At 70.1% G+C, this 19,738-nt stretch carries 14 protein-coding genes; 11 read left to right on the forward strand and 3 right to left on the reverse strand.

Annotated features, from left to right (window positions below):
• The first annotated feature begins 41 nt into the window (after positions 1 to 41).
• The 3 genes from H9Y04_RS34205 (at position 42) to H9Y04_RS34215 (ending at position 4,316) form a co-directional block, all read left to right on the forward strand.
• Positions 42 to 1,712, forward strand: a complete 1,671-nt coding sequence (locus H9Y04_RS34205) for a fumarate hydratase (RefSeq protein WP_187818196.1) — start codon at positions 42 to 44, stop codon at positions 1,710 to 1,712.
• 150 nt (positions 1,713 to 1,862) lie between these two features.
• A complete protein-coding gene (locus H9Y04_RS34210) occupies positions 1,863 to 2,690 on the forward strand; it encodes a hypothetical protein (protein WP_187818043.1) in 828 nt (275 codons plus the stop codon).
• Positions 2,691 to 2,702: 12 nt separating this feature from the next.
• Complete coding sequence (locus H9Y04_RS34215; protein WP_187818044.1) at positions 2,703 to 4,316, forward strand: hypothetical protein; 1,614 nt, start codon at positions 2,703 to 2,705, stop codon at positions 4,314 to 4,316.
• Between the two features lie 67 nt (positions 4,317 to 4,383).
• Here the strand turns inward: H9Y04_RS34215 and H9Y04_RS34220 are convergent, their stop codons facing one another.
• Positions 4,384 to 5,328 (reverse strand): trypsin-like serine peptidase, encoded by a 945-nt coding sequence (locus H9Y04_RS34220; RefSeq protein WP_187818045.1) that lies wholly within the window; start codon positions 5,326 to 5,328, stop codon positions 4,384 to 4,386.
• A gap of 113 nt (positions 5,329 to 5,441) precedes the next feature.
• Between H9Y04_RS34220 and H9Y04_RS34225 the strand changes: the two genes are divergently transcribed.
• The 3 genes from H9Y04_RS34225 (at position 5,442) to H9Y04_RS34235 (ending at position 9,805) form a co-directional block, all read left to right on the forward strand.
• The gene (locus H9Y04_RS34225) at positions 5,442 to 6,839 is read left to right on the forward strand and encodes a class II fumarate hydratase (RefSeq protein WP_187818046.1); all 1,398 of its coding nucleotides are present in this window, start codon (positions 5,442 to 5,444) and stop codon (positions 6,837 to 6,839) included.
• 36 nt (positions 6,840 to 6,875) lie between these two features.
• On the forward strand, positions 6,876 to 7,553 hold the full coding sequence (gene fomD / locus H9Y04_RS34230; RefSeq protein ID WP_187818047.1) for a cytidylyl-2-hydroxypropylphosphonate hydrolase: 678 nt from the start codon (positions 6,876 to 6,878) through the stop codon (positions 7,551 to 7,553).
• A gap of 200 nt (positions 7,554 to 7,753) precedes the next feature.
• Entirely contained in the window at positions 7,754 to 9,805 is a 2,052-nt protein-coding gene (locus H9Y04_RS34235; protein ID WP_187818048.1) for a SpoIIE family protein phosphatase, read from the forward strand.
• Between the two features lie 119 nt (positions 9,806 to 9,924).
• Here the strand turns inward: H9Y04_RS34235 and H9Y04_RS34240 are convergent, their stop codons facing one another.
• Together H9Y04_RS34240 and H9Y04_RS34245 are read right to left on the reverse strand one after the other, a co-directional pair.
• On the reverse strand, positions 9,925 to 11,460 hold the full coding sequence (locus H9Y04_RS34240) for a hypothetical protein (protein ID WP_187818049.1): 1,536 nt from the start codon (positions 11,458 to 11,460) through the stop codon (positions 9,925 to 9,927).
• A gap of 249 nt (positions 11,461 to 11,709) precedes the next feature.
• Positions 11,710 to 14,217 carry a transglycosylase domain-containing protein gene (locus H9Y04_RS34245; RefSeq protein ID WP_187818050.1) on the reverse strand — a complete coding sequence of 836 codons (2,508 nt, stop codon included), beginning with the start codon at positions 14,215 to 14,217 and terminating at the stop codon, positions 11,710 to 11,712.
• A 338-nt stretch (positions 14,218 to 14,555) separates the two neighbouring features.
• Between H9Y04_RS34245 and H9Y04_RS34250 the strand changes: the two genes are divergently transcribed.
• The 5 genes from H9Y04_RS34250 (at position 14,556) to H9Y04_RS34265 (ending at position 19,710) form a co-directional block, all read left to right on the forward strand.
• A complete protein-coding gene (locus tag H9Y04_RS34250; protein ID WP_187818051.1) occupies positions 14,556 to 15,491 on the forward strand; it encodes an SPFH domain-containing protein in 936 nt (311 codons plus the stop codon).
• A gap of 125 nt (positions 15,492 to 15,616) precedes the next feature.
• Entirely contained in the window at positions 15,617 to 15,802 is a 186-nt protein-coding gene (locus H9Y04_RS47050; protein WP_308801469.1) for a type II toxin-antitoxin system antitoxin, read from the forward strand.
• Between the two features lie 364 nt (positions 15,803 to 16,166).
• The gene (locus tag H9Y04_RS34255) at positions 16,167 to 16,694 is read left to right on the forward strand and encodes a PadR family transcriptional regulator (RefSeq protein ID WP_187818052.1); all 528 of its coding nucleotides are present in this window, start codon (positions 16,167 to 16,169) and stop codon (positions 16,692 to 16,694) included.
• On the forward strand, positions 16,691 to 17,380 hold the full coding sequence (locus tag H9Y04_RS34260; protein WP_187818053.1) for an ABC transporter ATP-binding protein: 690 nt from the start codon (positions 16,691 to 16,693) through the stop codon (positions 17,378 to 17,380). Before H9Y04_RS34255 ends, H9Y04_RS34260 begins: the two co-directional genes overlap by 4 nt.
• 23 nt (positions 17,381 to 17,403) lie before the next feature.
• The gene (locus H9Y04_RS34265) at positions 17,404 to 19,710 is read left to right on the forward strand and encodes an ABC transporter permease (RefSeq protein WP_187818197.1); all 2,307 of its coding nucleotides are present in this window, start codon (positions 17,404 to 17,406) and stop codon (positions 19,708 to 19,710) included.
• Positions 19,711 to 19,738: the final 28 nt, after the last annotated feature.

Raw genomic sequence — 19,738 nt, forward strand, 5'->3', positions numbered from 1 at the left:
GGACGTCAAGCGCAGACTGACGAAGATGAGGAATGGCCGAGATGCCGGAGTTCGCGTACACCGATCTGCTGCCGACCGGTGAGGACACCACGCCGTACCGCCTGGTGACCTCGGAAGGCGTCTCGACCGTCGAGGGGCCGGACGGCCGGACCTTCCTCAAGGTGGAGCCGGAGGCGCTGCGCAAGCTGGCCGAAGAGGCCATCCACGACATCCAGCACTACCTGCGGCCCGCGCACCTCGCGCAGCTGCGCCGGATCATCGACGACCCGGAGGCGAGCGGCAACGACAAGTTCGTGGCGCTCGACCTGCTGAAGAACGCCAACATCGCGGCCGCCGGCGTGCTGCCCATGTGCCAGGACACCGGTACGGCGATCGTGATGGGCAAGCGCGGCCAGAACGTGCTGACCGAGGGCGGCGACGAGGCGGCCCTGTCGCGCGGCATCTACGACGCGTACCAGAACCTGAACCTGCGCTACTCCCAGATGGCCCCCGTGACCATGTGGGAGGAGAAGAACACCGGCTCCAACCTGCCGGCGCAGATCGAGCTCTACGCGACCGACGGCGGCGCGTACAAGTTCCTCTTCATGGCCAAGGGCGGCGGCTCAGCCAACAAGTCCTTCCTCTACCAGGAGACGAAGGCCGTCCTGAACGAGTCCTCCATGATGAAGTTCCTGGAGGAGAAGATCCGTTCGCTCGGCACGGCCGCCTGCCCGCCGTACCACCTGGCGATCGTCGTCGGCGGCACCAGCGCCGAGCACGCGCTCAAGACCGCGAAGTACGCCTCCGCGCACTACCTGGACGAGCTGCCCACCGAGGGCTCGGAGCTCGGCCACGGCTTCCGTGACAAGGACCTGGAGGAGAAGGTCTTCGAGCTCACGCAGAAGCTCGGGATCGGCGCCCAGTTCGGCGGCAAGTACTTCTGCCACGACGTCCGCGTGGTGCGCCTGCCACGGCACGGCGCGTCCTGCCCGGTCGCGATCGCCGTCTCCTGCTCGGCCGACCGACAGGCGCAGGCCAAGATCACGGCCGAGGGCGTGTTCCTGGAGGAGCTGGAGAAGGACCCGGCGCGGTTCCTGCCCGACACCACGGACCAGCACCTGGACGAGGCGGGTGACGTCGTCAAGATCGACCTCAACCAGCCGATGGACGAGATCCTCGCCGAGCTCACCAAGTACCCGGTCAAGACCCGCCTCTCGCTGACGGGCCCGCTGGTCGTGGCGCGCGACATCGCGCACGCCAAGATCAAGGAGCGGCTCGACGCGGGCGAGGAAATGCCGCAGTACCTGAAGGACCACCCGGTCTACTACGCGGGCCCCGCGAAGACGCCCGAGGGATACGCGTCCGGCTCGTTCGGTCCGACCACGGCCGGGCGTATGGACTCCTATGTGGAGCAGTTCCAGGCGGCCGGCGGCTCGAAGGTGATGCTCGCGAAGGGCAACCGGTCCAAGCAGGTCACCGACGCGTGCGACGCGCACGGCGGCTTCTACCTCGGCTCGATCGGCGGCCCGGCGGCGCGGCTCGCGCAGGACTGCATCAAGAAGGTCGAGGTCGTCGAGTACGAGGAGCTCGGCATGGAGGCCGTATGGAAGATCGAGGTCGAGGACTTCCCGGCGTTCATCGTGGTGGACGACAAGGGTCATGACTTCTTCCAGGAGCCGGCCGGACCGCCGACGATCCTGAACATCCCGGTGCGCGCCCCCGGTCAGGCGTAACGCCTCCGAAAAACCCTCGGGAACCCCTCGGGAAGCTCAAACGGGTCACCCTCCGCAGTCCACCGATTGCGGAGGGTGACCGCGTATTCGAGGGTGGGAACCACCGTGATCGTCGGGCGCTGAGTGCCCGTACGGAAGGATCCCGTCCCCATGCACCGGAAGCAGTTCCTGACCGTCGCACTGTCGGCCGCTCTGTGCGGATCGCTCGCACTCGGCTCGGCCGTGTCCGCCGCGCCCAAGGACCCCACCCCGGCCAGTACGGGGTCGGGCCAGGAGCCGCCGCAGCTCCCGCCGCTGCCCTCGCTCACCACTCCCCCGCCGGCCGATCCCGCCGCCACCCCGAGCCCGGCCGCCAACCCGTGGTTCATGCCGCCGTCGCCGACCGGTGACCCGTTCGCGTGGCTCAAGCCGAAGCCCGCCGAATCCCCGCAGCCCAGTGCGAGCGGCGAGCCGCAGCCGAGCCCCACGAAGCCCGAGTTCGACCCGGCCTACGACGTGACCGGCAAGCGCAAGGCCCTGGCGAAGACCTGGAAGACCATCGGCAAGTTCGGCAACGGCTCCGGCAACGTGGCCGACTTCGCCGGTACGGTGCTCAGCGGCGAGAAGGACCCGAAGGTCCTCGCCGAGCTCGAGCTCAAGGCCAACGCGAGCCTCGACAACCTGCTCGGCGGATTCGCGGGCGGGCCTCCTGGATCCGACCGGGCCAAGGCGTACCGCGTCCTCGAAGGGACGATCCAGTCCCTCAAGGCCGAGAACAAGGCCATGCGGGAAGCCGGCCAGCGCGGCGACCTGGCAGGCCTGGCGATCCATGCCGGCTTCTCGATGATGTACATGTCCTTCCTCGCCGCCGATGTCTTCGTCAACATCGCCTTCGGCGTGGTCGCGCAGGTGCTGCCGTTCGACATCCCGGAATTCAAGTTCACGCCGCCGCCGGTGCCGACCGCAACGCCGGCTCAGGGCCCCGGCAGTGGCCGATGACGGTGGTCTGAGATGAGCATCGAGGACCCCACCCCCTCCCCCGGCGGCCCCGACCCGGGCATCGACCCCTCCAACATGGGCGCCGAGTCCCTGACGTCCGGTACGGAGGCGTCCGCCGCCACGGCTGCCGCCGCCGCGGCAGCCACGGCGCAGGCGACCGCGGGCATGGAGGAGGAAGCGCGCCGGCGGAAGGCGGCCGAGGGCGCGGACGACGAGGACGGGACGGGCGGCGACGGCGACGAAGGGGGTGGCGGGGGCGACGGCCCGGACTTCCACAAGGACGGCGACGAGCCCGAGACCCCCGCCACCGGCGTCTGGCCCCGCCGTCTGGAGCGGGCCAACTGGGTCCTGCTGGGGCTCACCGCGATCGCCACGGTCATCACGGCGATCCAGTACTTCACCGAGGACGTGGACGCGGGCCACACCCAGCGCGACAACTGGGCGCCGGTGCTGATCTGCCTCGTCCTGTTCGCCCTGAGTCTGGCGGCGGCGCTCCTTCGGCCGTTCCTGCTCACCACCAAGCGCTGCGTCCTGATGTCGCTCGCGGCCACCACGGTCTTCGTCATCGGCACGGTGACGATCTGGCAGGTCGTCAACAACGACAAGAACATCAACACGATCGTCGGCACCGCCGTGAAGTCGGACGCGGACACCAAGAAGGTGCTCGGCGACTTCTTCGGGCCGAAGGTGCTCGGCCAGCTCAAGCTGATCCCGACCGGACTGTTCATCCAGGGCGCGAAGTTCACGGGCCCGCAGGAGGTCGAGGTCAACGGCTACGTCTGGCAGCGCTACACCAAGGACATCCCGGAGACCAGCCGCGCGGTGACCTTCCCCGAGGCGCCCGACGGCTACTCGATGGACGAGGTCTACAAGGTGGACCTGCCGAACGGGCAGCAGGTGCGCGGCTGGCACTTCAACCTGACGCTGCGGCAGAAGTTCAGCTACGGCAAGTACCCGCTGGACAAGCAGAACATCTGGCTGCGGATGTGGACGGTCAGCGCCTTCGAACCCGAGATGATCGTGCCCGACTTCTCCTCGTACCCGCCCTGGAAGTACGACCGTCTGGGCCTGGACCAGTCGATCGTGTCCGAGGGCTGGAGCCCGTACTACACGGCGTACAGCTATCAGGAGCACGAGTACTCGATGACCTATGGCGTACGACCCTTCGCCGGGCCCAACGTCAAGGCGCCGGACATGTACTTCAACATCGGGGTCGCGCGCAGTTACGCGGGGCCGATGACCGGCAAGCTGCTCCAGTCGCTGTTCATCGCGGCGATCATGTTCCTGGCGCTGTTCGTGTACACCAAGGACGACCGGCGCAATCCGCGGTTCGGCTTCTCGACCTGGACCGCGATCTCGTTCGCCGTGTCGCTGCTGCTCGTGGTGGTGGTCGACCAGACGCAGATCCGCGAGATCGTCGGCGACACCTCGCTCAGCTATATGGAGTTCTTCGCGATCGCCCAGTACGTGGTGATCATGGGCATCTTCGCCAACGCGATCATTCTTGGTACGGAGACGAAGATCAGGGCCCTTGAATGGCGGGACAATCTGCTGCCGACGCTGCTGTACTGGCCCGTTCTGATCGGGCTGTTCTTCCTGTTCACGGTGATCGTGTTCGCCGACTGACCGCCCGTATACGAGAGGTGGCCGCGCATGCGTGCGCGGCCACCTCGTCGTTCGGGGGAGCTTCCGGCTACTTCTTCTCCTCCTGCTCGAAGAGCTTGCGGGCCTCCGCCGTGAGGACCGCGCCCCAGGCCGAATTCGCAAAGGCCTCGTCCTTGGGCCGCGAGCTGGTGACGGCGACCTGGACGTCCTCGCCCTGCGGGGTGCGGGCGTACCAGGGTCCGCCGCTCGCGCCGTGCGTCAGGCGGCAGGGCGAGAGCTGCTCGCCGCCCTTGAGGCGCTCGTCGGTGATGGGGGTGGTCGGGCCGGAGCAGTACTGCAGGGTCTCGCCGTCGTACGGCTTGTCGACGGGGTAACCGAGGGCCGTCTTCTCGCCCGGGACCGGCTCGAAGACGGCGCGCCGCGCGCCGGTGACGTCCTCGACGCGGCGGCCCTGCTCGTCGGGGCCGAGGAAGAGGAACGCGAAGTCGTCCTCGTGGTCCTCCGCGGTCTGCCAGGCGGCGGTGATGCCGCCGGACTTCGCCACGTAACTGCCGTACGGCTTCGCACCCTTGTCGTACGCGGGGACGAAGAGCATCCGCTTCATCCAGCCGCCCGCGGCCTTGAGGTGCACGCAGTGCGCGGCCGTGGCGATCACGCTGCGGTTGCCGGACTTGACGACGGCGGCGGTGCAGGAGGCGTCGCGGTCGGGGCCGCCCTCCTCGGCCGGGCGGATCGTCAGGAAGAGCTTGCCGACGTTGCGCACGGGTTCGGCGCCGAGGGTCCAGGAGACGCCGTCGGGGCGGTCGTCCCCGGGGGCCTGACCTGCGGCCGCCCGCATGCGGTCCTGCGTCCAGTACGCGCGGATCGCGGCGTCCGGGGCGTCGGGGGCGTAGCCGGCGGGGGCCTGGGCGGCGAAGGCCCGGGCGACGGCCGGCTGGGCCGCGGGGGGCTGGGTGGCGGGGCCCGAGGGGGCCGGCGGGGTGAACGCAGTCGCGAGGAGTGTTCCGGCGACTACGGAGAGTATTCCGATCATGTGTCGAACATAAGGCGGAGTACGGATCACGGCTCGTCAAAGAGGGCCGGTGCGGGAATAGGGGGTACCCGGCCGATGCTCTCCGTAACAGACACCACCAGGAGGCCAGGGCGATGACGCACGACGCGGGTGAGTACCGGATCGAGCACGACTCCATGGGCGAGGTGCGGGTTCCCGCGCACGCCAAGTGGCGCGCGCAGACGCAGCGCGCGGTGGAGAACTTCCCCGTGTCCGGACAGCGCATCGAGCGCGCCCACATCCGTGCCCTCGCCCGGATCAAGGGTGCCGCCGCCAAGGTGAACGCCTCGCTCGGCGTGGTCGACAAGGACATCGCGGAGGCCATCGAGTCCGCCGCGGCCGAGGTCGCCGAGGGGCGCTGGGACGAGCACTTCCCGGTGGACGTGTTCCAGACCGGGTCCGGCACCTCCTCCAACATGAACACCAACGAGGTCATCGCGACCCTGGCGACCGAGCGCCTGGGCCGTGACGTGCACCCCAACGACCATGTGAACGCCTCGCAGTCCTCGAACGACGTCTTCCCCTCCTCGATCCACATCGCCGCGACCGAGGCCGTGACCCGTGATCTGATCCCGGCTCTGCAGCACCTCGCCGAGGCCCTGGAGCGCAAGGCCGAGGAGTTCAAGGACGTGGTGAAGTCCGGCCGTACGCATCTGATGGATGCCACGCCGGTGACCCTGGGCCAGGAGTTCGGCGGATACGCCGCCCAAGTGCGGTACGGCGTCGAGCGGTTGACGGCCTCGCTCCCCCGGCTCGCGGAACTGCCGCTCGGCGGGACCGCGGTGGGCACGGGCATCAACACCCCGGCCGGCTTCTCGGCCGCCGTGATCGCCGAGGTCGCGGGCGCGACCGGGCTGCCGCTGACCGAGGCACGCGACCACTTCGAGGCGCAGGGCGCACGGGACGGGCTCGTCGAGACCTCCGGGCAGCTGCGCACCATCGCGGTCGGCCTGACGAAGATCGCGAACGATCTGCGCTGGATGGCCTCGGGCCCGCGCACCGGGCTCGCGGAGATCAACCTGCCCGATCTGCAGCCGGGTTCCTCGATCATGCCCGGCAAGGTCAACCCCGTGATCCCCGAGGCCGTCCTGATGGTGGCGGCCCAGGTGCAGGGCAATGACGTGACGGTGTCCGTCGCGGGCGCGTCCGGGAACTTCGAGCTCAACGTGATGCTGCCGGTGCTCGCCAAGAACGTCCTCGAATCCGTACGGCTGCTCGCCAACGCCTCCCGGCTGCTCGCCGACCGTACGGTGGACGGGATCACCGCGAACATCGAGCGGGCCCGGGAGTACGCCGAGTCCTCGCCGTCCGTGGTCACGCCGCTCAACAAGTACATCGGGTACGAGGAGGCGGCGAAGGTCGCGAAGAAGTCCCTCGCCGAGCGCAAGACGATCCGGGAGGTAGTACTCGAATCGGGTTATGTCGAGCGGGGGTTGCTGACGGAGGCGCAGCTGGACGAGGCCCTCGATGTGCTCCGTATGACACGCCCATGACGCCTTCCGCGTGAGCGGGCCACCTAATATCTGGTCATGGCAGAGCACGGGATCACCGCAGACGGAGTGGAGCGCTGGGCGCCCGGGAGCCACATCCTGTGGCGGTACCGCGAGAACGGCGGCGATGGGATCCACATCTGCCGGCCCGTGACGGTCGTGACCGACACCTCCGATCTGCTCGCCGTGTGGATGGCGCCCGGCACCGAATGCGTACGGCCGGTGCTCGCCGACGGGACGCCCGTGCACCACGAGCCGCTCGCGACGCGCTACACGAAGCCGCGCACCGTGGTGCGCGACCGGTGGCACGGCACCGGGGTGCTCAAGCTGGCGCACCCCGGGGAGCCCTGGTCGGTGTGGCTGTTCTGGGAGCAGGGCTGGCGGTTCAAGAACTTCTACGTCAACCTCGAGGAGCCGCTGGCCCGTTGGGCCGGCGGGGTCGACTCCGAGGACCACTTCCTCGATATCTCCGTGACCCCTGAGCGCCGCTGGCACTGGCGGGACGAGGACGAGTTCGCCGAGGCCCAGCGCGTCGGCCTGATGGACGCCGCGCAGGCGCGTGCCGTGCGCGATGCGGGGAACGCGGCGATCGAGGTCGTACGGGCCTGGGGTTCGCCGTTCCGTGACGGCTGGCCCCGCTGGAGGCCGGATCCGGCCTGGAATACACCGGTTCTGCCGGAGGACTGGGATCGTACGCCCGCGCGTGTGTCCACATGAGACCCTTGATGCGCCCCCGGGGAGCAAACGTAGGATCGTCCTCCGGAACCTTCACAACCTTCAGGAGCAGGAACTCACAGGGCTTGCGCACCACTTGACGGAGTGTCACTGAGATTCGGCAGGGACGTGGACATAGGGCACGCGCGCGGCTCGATCGGCGGGGCCGGACGCGGCGCCCCGGACGGACGGATTCGACACGCGTGACGGAGCACCCCACCTCCCACGACGGCGGCCGCGCGAAGGCCGCCGGAGCGACTGGCCCCGCGGAACGCCGCGGGGCGGTGCTGCATTCCCCGGACACGCCTGCCGGTGCGGCGATGGCATTACCGGCCCAGGGCGAGCCGTCCGGGGCCGAGCATGCGCAGGTCCCCGAGGGGCAGACGCCCTCGGAGGCACGGCCGGGGTCGCGGTCGGTGGCGGATGCCTCGCCCGGCTCCCGGTCCGTGACGGATGCCTCGCCCGGTGCGCGGTCCGTGGCGGATGCCGTGCCCGGCAACTCCGGTGGCGGTGGCGCCGTCCCCGCCGCACGCGGCGGCGAGAAGGCGCGCCGTGAGGGCGACCGGCTGCGGTTCGTGGGGGCGGCGACGCGGCGGATCGCCCGGGGCATGGACCTCGACGAGATCGTGATGGGCCTGTGCCGGGCCACCGTGCCGACGTTCTCCGACGCGATCCTGGTGTATCTGCGCGATCCCCTGCCCGTCGGCGAGGAGCGTCCCGTCGGACCCGTCGTGCTGCGGCTGCGCCGTACCGACCGGATACCCGACGCCCCGGACGACACCGAGGATTCCGTCACCGAGGGCGTACTGCAGCCCGTACTGCAGCTGCAGCCGGACGCGGGCCTCGCCGCCGAACTGTGCGAGGTGCAGACCGGCGGGGCGCTCGCCGAAGTACTCCGGGGGGTGCGGCCGGTGTTCGGGGAGTCCGCGACCGCGCGGGCCGCGCTGTCCGAACTGCTCGGCGAGGAACGGCCGTTGCCCGGGCCGCGGCGGGTGATTCTCGCCCCGCTCCGAGGGCGACGGCGGGTGATCGGCGCGGCGGTGTTCCTTCGGCGGCCCGAACGGGGCCCCTTCGAGGGCGACGATCTCCTGGTCGCGGCGCAGCTCGCCACACACACGGCGCTCGGGATCGACAAAGCGGTCCTGTACGGGCGCGAGGCGTACATCGCCGACGAACTGCAGCGCACCATGCTGCCGGAGACTCTGCCGCAGCCCACGGGTGTGAAGCTCGCGAGCCGCTATCTGCCGGCCGCGGAGACGGCCCGCGTGGGCGGTGACTGGTACGACGCGATTCCCCTGCCGGGCAGCCGGGTTGCGCTCGTCGTCGGTGACGTGATGGGCCACTCCATGACCAGCGCGGCCATCATGGGCCAGCTGCGGACGACCGCGCAGACGCTGGCGGGTCTCGATCTGCCGCCGCAGGAAGTCCTGCACCATCTGGACGAACAGGCCCAGCGGCTCGGCTCGGACCGCATGGCCACCTGTCTGTACGCGGTGTACGACCCGGTCGCGCACCGCATCACCATCGCCAACGCGGGGCATCCGCCGCCGGTTCTGCTGCACATCGGCGGGCGGGCCGAGGTCCTCCGGGTGCCCGCGGGTGCGCCGATCGGGGTCGGCGGGGTCGACTTCGAGGCCGTCGAGCTGGACGCTCCGGCCGGGGCGACGCTGCTTCTGTACACGGACGGTCTGGTCGAGTCCCGGCTGCGGGACGTATGGACCGGGATCGAGCAGCTGCGGGAACGGCTCGCCGCCGCCGCGGAGTTGACCGGGCCCGATCACTCACCTCCGCTGGAGGCCCTGTGCGACGACGTGCTCGACATGCTCGGCCCCGGCGACCGCGACGACGACATCGCGCTGCTCGCGGCCCGGTTCGACGGGATCGCGCCCAGCGATGTCGCGTACTGGTACCTGGAGCCCGAGGACTCCGCGCCCTCGCGGGCCCGGCGGCTTGCGCGGCGGGCGCTGGAGCGGTGGGGGCTCGAATCGCATACGGACGCGATAGAGCTGTTGGTGAGCGAGGTCGTGACCAATGCGGTGCGGTATGCGTCGCGGCCGATAACACTGCGGCTCCTTCGGACCGATGTGCTGCGGTGCGAAGTCGTGGACGACGTACCGCAGTTGCCGCGGTTGCGGCAGGCGCGGGCGACGGATGAGGGTGGGCGGGGGCTGTACCTCGTCAATCGGCTGGCTCGGCGGTGGGGGGCTACGCGGTTGTCCACGGGCAAGGTGGTCTGGTTCGAGCTGAACCGGTGAGCTTGGGGTTCGGTTGCGTTGGTGGTGGCGGGTCGGTTGCGGTGGCGGCGGTGGTGCGGCGCGCTGCCGGGTGCGGGCCGTTGCGCCTGCGGCGGGCTGGGGGAAGGACAAGCCGTCCGTCACAGCAGCGTCAGCTGGAGCGTGGCCTTGTACTCGCCCGGCGGGACGTAGCCCGGGAAGGTGAGGGACAGGGACGCGTCCGCGCGGAACTTGCCGCCCGTAAGCGGCGTGCGCGCGTGGTGGCGCATCGTGCAGAGGGAGGACGCCTGGGGACCGAGGGGTCCAGGCGCACCCGCGGTCGGGCGGCCGACGCTGCCCGTCTCCGCCACACACGACGGCACCCAGCTCACCGCCGACGCCGGAATCCGCCCCGACCCCGACGTGAGATCCGTGAGCGTCGCCGTCAGCGACCACCCGATGTTGCGGCCACGCCCGTCCGACACGGTGACCGTGTTCAACGCGGCGGTGGCCGTGGACTGTTGACCCAGTTCGAAGGTGCCGAAGTCCACGGCGTCACCGGACTGGGTCATCGCCAGCGGGCCAGGGGTGATGTACGTGGCCAGGTGCTGCTGCCCCATGTCGCTGCCGAGACCGGAGCCGGAGCCCGACTCCGACGTGCCGCCCACCCCCGGCAAGAGCGAGGGCGAGGCGGACGGCCCGGCCGTCGAGCCGTCGGACGGGCCCGAGGGGAAGGAGTCGGCCGGGCGGGACGGACCGTCCGGCGAGGTGGACGGGTCCAGGTCGTCAGGGGCGGCGCCCCCGCCCTCGACGGCCAGCCGGGCGCCCGCTTCCCGCGCCCCGTCGAAGACCCGCAGCCGGTGGTCACCGGACGGCACCGCATCGGCCTCCGCCAGCGTGACCGACCCCGAGAGCCGTCCGCCCTCGGAGACCTCCAGGGCGGTACGGGCGAACTTGGCCGGACTGCACCCGGCACCGTCCTCCCCACAGAGCACCGCACGCGGCTCGGCCCCCGGCGTCCAGCGCGTACCGCTCAGCTCGACCACCGCGCCGGGCTCCACCGCGCCGTCCGCGACGGTGAGGGTGGCGGCCGGACCCGGTTCGCCCGACACATCGACGGTGCCGACCGCTTCCGCGCCGGACCGTACGGCACAAGGGGTTTCGAAGTCGCGGTCGAGCACACGGGTCACGGTCAGCGTCCGGGTCGGAGTCAGCCGCACGGGTCTGCGCGCGTCCAGCGGCATCATGAACTCGCCCTCGTACGAGGGGACTTGGATACGCGCGGGGGCGAGGGGTACGTCGACGGGGGTCGGCTTGCCGAAGACGGTGACCGTGCCGCCCGCGCCACCGGAGAGCGCGAACTCGATGCCGGCCGTGAACGGCGCGTCCTCCAGCTCCAGCGGGCTGGTCGCCGGGGTCGGGCCGAGGTCCACCTCGACATGCACGGTGCCGCCGGGGGCGACCGTGGCGGGGCTGAGCTCGACGGTGATCCGCTGCGGTCCGGCCGTATCGCCCTGACCGGCGGGCAGTCGGCAGGAGACCGTCGGCTCGACGGTCACGCCCGCGGCGGCCGCGTCCGGGGAGGCCCCGGGGCTCGGGGACTCGGCCGCGCCCGCCGTACCGCCGGAGAGCAGCAGGAGGAAGCCGGCGGCCGCGGCGAGGCGTCGGCGCGGGACTGTGTGTCTTCGCGTGCGCATCAAGGGCCCCCTCGCGAATCGCCCACCACCCGGCGCACACCCCCTGCACACCCGGCACACATCTGACGCACATTCAGATGTGCGGGGGCGGAGAAGTCAAGGCAGGTGCGGGTGGTTACCCGGGGGAACCTCAACTGCCCTGCGGGCGGGTGGGGTTGCGCATCGGGCTGTGCACGCGGAAGCGCCCCGGACCGCGGGGGTCCGGGGCGCTTCCGGCTTCGGTTCCGGCTCGGCTTCGGCCGAACGGGCTCAGTTGCCCGTGCCGCCCGGTCTGCCGTTGTCGTTGCCGTCCTCGTCCGGGTCCGGATCGATGGTGATCGGCGGTTCGTACGTCGGGTCGAGCGACGACTCACCCGGGTTGGGCTCGGTCGGCGTCTCCGATGTCGGCGGAGTGGTGGTCGGCGGAGCCGTGGTGGGCTTCTGGGTCTCGGGCGGCTCGGTGGTCGGGGCCTGGGTCGTCGGCGGGGCGGTCGTGGGCGGCGGGGCGACGCCTGCGCCCATGTCCGTCTCCAGCTCGAACTTCGCGTCCGAGCCGCCGTTGAGGGCGCCGAGGGTGTAGGCGGCCCAGATCTCGGCCGGGAAGCCCGCACCGTGGGTCGTCGGCCGACCGCCCGCGCCGTACAGCGCGACGTGGTTGCCCGCCTTGGCGGGCTTCTCGTCCGGCGGCGGCGTCTTGAGGCCGCCGCCACCCTCGGGCGCCTCGCCGAAGAGGCCGACGACGGTGACGAGTTCGGGGGTGTACCCCGCGAACAGCGCCGAGACGTTGCTGTCGGTCGTACCGGTCTTGCCCGCGGCCACGTACTTGCCCGCGTACTCGCCGCGGAGCACGGTCGAACCCGTACCGCCGTCGTTCGTCACACCCTGCAGGACCGAGGTGATGGTGTCGGCGGTCTCCCGGCTGATCACCTCGTCACCGATCGGCTTGGGCTCCCACTTCCCGGTCTCCTGGTGCTCCGCCGACTTGATGATCGACGGCGTGATCTTCTTTCCGTGGGCGGCGAAGGTGGAGTACACACCGGCCAGGTCGAGCGTGCTCGCCTTCATGGAGCCGAGGGTCATGGCGGCGTGCGGGTCGAACTTCCGCATGCCCAGATCGGTCGCGGTCTTCACGACCTTGTCCATGCCCACATCGGCGCCCATGGCCGCGAAGACCGAGTTGACGGAGTGGTTCATGGCCTTCTGGACGGTGATCCGGCCGTAGTCGTCGTCGCCTTCGTTCGGCGGGGCGTAGGTCTGGCCGTTGCCGAAGTCGACCTTCACCTTGCTGTCGCCGTTGTAGACGGTGTTCGGCGTGATCGGCTGGTCGTTCTTGTCCACCGACTCGTTCTCCAGGGCGGAGGCCAGGATCACCGGCTTGAAGGTCGAGCCGGGCTGGTAGTCGTAGCGGGTGGCGTTCGACGTCTCGTGCTTCAGGTAGTCCTCGCCGCCGTACAGCGCGACGACCTTCCCGGTCTTCGGATCAACGGATACGGCGCCGGCCTGCACGGCCGCGTCGACCTTGCGCTTCTTCGGATCGAGCTCCGAATTCAGCTTCTTGTCGACGGCCTTCTCCAGCGCCTTCTGCTTCTTCGGGTCGATGTTGAGCTGGATGGTCCAGCCGCCCTGGTCGATCGTGTTGTACGCCTCGTCGACGGTCAGGCCCTCCTCCGCCATCAGATGGCGGGCGAGCTCATCCTTCGCGGCGCGGATGTGGTAGCCGTTCTGGCCCTTGAAACCCGGATTCTGGCTGGGCTTGTCGGGGTCTACGAACTTCTGCTTCGCGCGGTCGGCCGGCGAGAGCCAGCCCATCTCGACCATGTTGTCGAGGGCGTAGGCCCAGCGCTCCTTGGCGAGCTTCTTGCCTGTGTCGGTGGCGATCGCGAAGTCGTACTGGTTCGGCGCCTGGAGCAGGGCGGCGAGATACGCGCCCTGGGCGAGGGTGAGGTCCTTCGCGTCCACGCCGTAATAGGCCTGGGCCGCGGCCTGGATGCCGTACACCCCGCGGCCGAAGTAGCTGGTGTTGAGGTAGCCGGCGAGGATCTCCTCCTTGGAGGTCTGGCGGTCGACCTTGAGGGCGATCACCAGTTCCTGCACCTTGCGGCTGACCGTCTGGTCCTGGGTCAGGTAGAGGTTCTTCACGTACTGCTGGGTGATCGTCGAACCACCCTGCTTGCCCTTACCCATGAGCGTGTTGAGGACACCGCGGGTGGTGCCCTTGATGTCGACGCCGGGGTCCTTGTAGAAGGTCTTGTTCTCGGCGGCGACGACCGCCTGCTGGACCTGCCGCGGGATCTCGCTGAGCTCGACGTTCTCGCGCTTGGTCTCGCCCACGTTCGCGATCGTCTTGCCGCTCGCGTCCTTGTAGACGTTGCTCTGCTGCGTCGCGTCCTCGTTGGGATTGGGGATGTCGACGTACAGATAGAGACCGACGGCCGCGGCCATCCCGAGCAGGATCACGCCGAAGAAGGTTCCGAGGATCTTCTTCCACGTGAATATTCGGCGCAGCAGGCTGCGGTCGTCGCGGCGCGAGGCGGCCCTGCGGCGGTCGGCCCGGGTGCCGCCGCCGTCGCCGCCGCGTCCGTATCCGTCGCCGCTGCCGCGTCCGTATCCGTCGCGGCCGCCGTAGCCGTCCGACGGGGAGCCGACCGAGCGGTGTCCGTGGGTACGGCCCGCGGCAGGGCCTCGCTCCATGCGGCCTGCGCCGGCCGACGGCGGGCTCACTGCTCGGCGGGCACCGCCGCCGCGCTGCCTCGCTCGCCTTTCTTCCGCTCGGCCCATGGTTCGCGTTGCTCCACTCGTGTCTCGGCTTCCCCCGGGTCAGCTCAGAAAGCTAACACCGCAGCTGGGGACAAAGGGATGACGATCCGGTCTTTTACGGACGTGACAATCAGCACCTGTCTTATAGGAACCGACACCCAGGGGGCTCCAACGGTTGCCCCTCCGGATGTGAAGGGTCCGGTCTTGCGTCATCTTGCCGACGTTTTGCCCGAGTTCACCCGTATATGCGGAGGCTTTGACGTGGTGTGGCATCGGTCTCGCCCGCGCGATAAAGTGTTATCACTTTGCTAGGCCGGTGGGAGCGTCTCATCGGTATGGACAGATACGGGGAATCGACGATGACCGCACAAGACAGCACCCCCGCACCCGACGTTCCGCAGATGCCGGAGCCGCGCGTACGGGAGTTCCAGGCGCATTCCATCGGGGGCGGGCTCGCCCTGCTCTTCGGGCTCGTCGGACTGCTCGGCGGTGCGGGGCTCGTGGTCGCCGCGACGACCGTGGAGTCGGGCGGGGCGAAGGCCGTGATGATCGTCCTCGGGATCCTGATCGGCCTCGCCGCGTTCCTCGCGATGTGCGGTCTGAACATGGTCGCGCCGGGTGAGGCCCGGGTCGTCCAGCTCTTCGGGCGCTACCGCGGGACGATCCGCGAGGACGGCCTCCGGTGGGTGAACCCGCTGACCTCGCGCACCAAGATCTCCACGCGGGTGCGCAATCACGAGACGGCCGCGCTCAAGGTGAACGACGCGTACGGCAATCCGATCGAGCTGGCCGCGGTGGTGGTCTGGAAGGTCGAGGACACCGCGCAGGCCTCGTTCGAGGTGGACAGCTTCGTGGAGTTCGTCTCCACGCAGACCGAGGCGGCGGTGCGGCACATCGCGATCGAGTACCCGTATGACGCGTACGACTCGGAGCAGTTGTCGCTGCGCGAGAACGCCGAGGAGATCACGGAGAAGCTGGCCGCCGAGCTGCATGCGCGGGTCGAGGCGGCGGGGGTGCGGATCATCGAGTCCCGGTTCACGCATCTCGCGTACGCGCCGGAGATCGCGTCGGCGATGCTGCAGCGGCAGCAGGCCGGTGCGGTGGTGGCGGCGCGGCAGCAGATCGTCGAGGGTGCGGTGGGGATGGTGGAGTCGGCGATCGCGCGGATCACGGAGCAGGACATCGTGGAGCTGGATCAGGAGCGGAAGGCTGCGATGGTGTCGAATCTGATGGTGGTGCTCTGTGGGGATCGGGCGGCGCAGCCGGTGCTCAATACGGGGACGTTGTACCAGTGAGTTCGGTGCCTGAATCCGAATCCGGGGTGGGGTCGGGGGATGGGGCTGGGGCCGGCTCCCGGGCCGGGTCCGGCTCCGGCTCCGGAGGCGGGCGGCAGCGGGCGGCTGGGGCGGGGCGTAAGCAGGTGCTGCTGCGGCTGGATCCGTTGGTGTACGACGCGTTGGCGCGGTGGGCGGGGGACGAGTTGCGGTCGGCGAACGCCCAGATCGAGTTTCTGCTGCGGCAGGCGCTCAAGGATGCAGGGCGATTGCCGGGGGCGGCGGGGCCGTTGCCTCGGCGGGGGCGGCCGCCGAAGTCGGACGGCGTGTGAGGGTGGGGTGAGGTCACGGGGGCTCCGCCCCCGGGCCCCCGCTGGTGGCTCTCGCCCCCAGGCCCCCTGCTGCCCCGTCCTGCGCCGCTGCCCGTCCCCTCCCGCCGTCCCGCGGCTGCGGGTCGGATAGGGCTTCCGCACCGGGTGGGCTTCCGCACCGACTGATGCGCGACCGCAGGGGCCGGTCGGCTTCCGCCCCGACCTCAGCGCAGCCACCCGTCGGCCTGTGCCCGGGCTCCGGGTGGTGACGGAATCGTGACATTAGGCGCTGACCTGCACGGACGGGCGTCGACGGCGGTGCGTGCGGGTAGCTATACACCGTGGGTATACACACCGGGTATACACCCTGTGTACAGTCATCGGTATGTCCATCGGTCACACACTCCTCGGCCTGCTGGAAAGCGGCCCGCGCCACGGCTACGACCTGAAGCGCGCCTTCGACGAGAAGTTCGGGCACGACAAGCCTCTGCACTACGGGCAGGTCTATTCGACGATGTCCCGCCTCCTGAAGAACGGCCTCGTCGAGGTCGACGGAGTCGAGGCCGGCGGTGGGCCCGAGCGCAAGCGGTATGCGATCACGGAAGCCGGGATCACCGACGTACAGACGTGGTTGGCGACTCCCGAGAAGCCCGAGCCGTATCTGTCCTCGACCCTCTACACGAAGGTCGTGCTCGCGCTGCTCACCGGCCGTGACGCCGGCGATCTGCTCGACACCCAGCGCGCGGAGCATCTGCGGATGATGCGGATGCTCACCGAGCGGAAGCGCAAGGGGGATCTGGCGGACCAACTGATCTGCGACCACGCCCTGTTCCACCTCGAAGCCGATCTGCGCTGGCTGGAGCTCACCGCCGCGCGTCTCGACAAGCTCGCGAAGGCGGTGACCAGCGCATGACCGCGCCTGCCGGTTCCCTGTTGTCCGCGCAGGATCTGCGCAAGGCCTACGGGCCGACCAACGCGCTCGACGGAGCGCACTTCTCCATCCACCCCGGCGAGGTCGTCGCCGTCATGGGCCCCTCGGGGTCCGGCAAGTCGACGCTGCTTCACTGTCTGGCCGGCATCGTGCCGCCGGACTCCGGCGTCATCACGTACAACGGGCGTGAGCTCAGCGCGATGAGCGACGGCGAGCGCAGTGCGCTGCGGCGGTCCGATTTCGGGTTCGTCTTCCAGTTCGGGCAGCTGGTGCCCGAGTTGAGCTGTGTCGAGAACGTGGCCCTTCCGCTGCGTCTCAACGGCGCCAAGCGCAAGGAAGCCGAGCGAACCGCGCTGACGTGGATGGAGCGGCTCGAGGTCGACGATCTGGCGAAGAAGCGGCCCGGTGAGGTCTCGGGTGGTCAGGGGCAGCGTGTCGCCGTGGCGCGGTCGCTGGTCACCAGCCCGCGTGTGCTGTTCGCGGACGAGCCGACCGGTGCGCTCGACTCGCTGAACGGCGAGCGTGTGATGCAGCTGCTCACGGATGCGGCCCGTTCCACCAACGCCGCCGTCGTGCTCGTCACGCACGAGGCGCGCGTGGCCGCGTACTCCGACCGCGAGATCGTCGTACGCGACGGCAAGTCGCGCGATATGGAGCCCGTCCTGTGAGCGGTTGGATCAGGGATCTCGCGATGGGTGCGCGGTTCGCGCTCACCGGAGGTCGCGAGGGGTGGCTGCGCACAGCGCTCACGGCCGTCGGCGTCGGGCTCGGGGTGGCTCTGCTGCTGCTCACCGCCACGCTGCCGAACGCGCTCGGCGCGCGCGACGCACGGGGCCAGGCCCGCTGGGACTACTCCGTGTCCGGCGAGAATCCCCCCGCGGGCGAGCGCACCCTCCTGGTGGCCCAGAACGACACGATGTTCCGCGGCGAGGAGGTCCGCGGGCGCCGGGTGAAGCCCGAGGGAGCGGACGCGGTGCTGATTCCGGGCGTCGCCGAGTATCCCGCCGACGGCGAGATGCTGGTGTCGCCCGCGCTCAAGGAGCTGCTCGGTTCCGCGGACGGGAAGCTCCTCCGCGAACGGCTGGACAGCAAGATCGTGGGCACGATCGGCAGCGCAGGCCTCGTCGGCCCCGCCGAGCTGGTCTATGTCGCGGTCGACGACACCCTGCGGCCCGGCGACGGCGTCAGGCGCCTCGACACCATCGGGGTGAGCGAGGTCCAGAGCGAGCGCATGGATCCGGTCCTGCTGCTCATCGTCCTGGTGGTGTTCATCGCCCTCCTCATGCCGGTGGCCGTGTTCATCGCGGCGGCCGTACGGTTCGGCGGCGAGCGGCGCGACCGGCGGCTCGCGGCGCTGCGCCTGGTCGGCGCCGACGGGTGGATGACCCGCCGGATCGCGGCCGGTGAGGCCCTCGCCGGTGCGGGGGTCGGTCTTGTCCACGGCGCGGTGTTCTTCGCGATCGGGCGGCAGGCCGCGGGCAGTGTGGAGGCCTTCGACATCTCGGTCTTCCCGCACGATCTCTCACCGGCACCGCTCCTTGTGCTCCTGGTGGCGCTGGCCGTACCCGCCGCCGCTGTCGCGGTGACGCTGCTCGCGCTGCGCGGGGTCGTCATCGAACCGCTCGGCGTGGTGCGCACCGCGAAGCCCGTACGCCGCCGGCTGTGGTGGCGTCTGCTGCTGCCGCTGCTCGGCCTCGGGCTGCTCGCGCCGATGATCGGGCAGGGCCGCGACGGCGGTGAGTTCAACCAGTGGCTGGTCACGGGCGGTGTGGTGCTGCTGCTCGTCGGCATCACCGCTCTGCTGCCCTGGTCGGTCGAAGCCGTCGTACGGCGGCTCGGCGGCGGCAGCGTCTCCTGGCAACTGGCCGTACGCAGACTGCAGTTGAGCAGTGGTACGGCGGCACGTCTGGTCAATGGCATCGCCGTGGCCGTGGCGGGCGCGATCGCTCTGCAGATGCTGTTCGCAGGGGTGGAGAGCGACTACGAGCAGTCCACCGGACAGGACGTGAACCGGGCCGACATGCAGATCCGGGTCCCGCTGTCGGCACAGGCGGACGAGCAGATCTCGGGCCTGGCGAAGAAGCTCGCCGACTCCCCCGCCGTGGCCTCCGTGACCCCGTACACCGGTTCGGCCAATGTGGGCGACGGCAAGCTCCAGCCGCAGAACTCGTCGCAGCTGACCGTGGGCTCGTGCGCGGCGCTGCGCACGCTCGCCGATGTGCCCGGGTGCAAGCCGGGTGATGTGTTCGCCGTCGAGAACCCCGAGTTCAGCGACGACTCCATCGCCGCGCTGTCCAAGCCGGGCCGGAAGCTGTACATCGATCCGGCCTACCCCGGCAGTCCCGGCCTGGCCCAGCCCTGGACGCTGCCCGCGAAGGTCAAGAAGTCGGCTGCGGGCACGGATCCGATGGGCAGCCCTCCCTACGGGCTGCTCGCCACCCCCGAGGCCTTCCCCGAGGGCAGGTTCCCGGCGCTCGACGGCACTGTCTTCGTCCAGCTGGACAAGTCCCAGCCGGACGCCGTGGAGCTGGTACGGAACATGGCCGCCGCGGCCGATCCGCGGGCCACCGGGTTCACCCTGGCCGCGACGGAACGCAGCGACAAGTTCTCCTCGGTCCGTACCGGGCTCTTCGCGGGCGCCACGTGCGTACTGCTCCTCATCGGCGCGAGCCTTCTCGTCTCGCAGATGGAGCAGTTGCGCGACCGCAAGAAGCTGCTCTCGGCCCTGGTCGCCTTCGGCACCCGGCGCCGCACCCTCAGCCTCTCAGTCCTGTGGCAGACGGCCATCCCCGTCATCCTGGGTCTGGCCCTGTCCCTGACTGTGGGGGTGACGCTCGGTGCCGTGCTCCTGAAGATGACGGCCCACAAGGTCAGCTTCGACTGGCCCTCGGTGCTGGCGATGTCGGGGATCGGCGCGGGGGTGGTCCTCGGGGTCACGCTCCTGTCGCTGCCGCCGCTGCTGCGGATGATGCGGCCGGAGGGGCTGCGTACGGAATAGCCACTCGGAGGGGGTGGAGCGCAGGGGG

The organism is Streptomyces polyasparticus (genome assembly GCF_014493765.1).
In the GTDB taxonomy this organism is placed as follows: Bacteria; Actinomycetota; Actinomycetes; order Streptomycetales; family Streptomycetaceae; genus Streptomyces; species Streptomyces polyasparticus.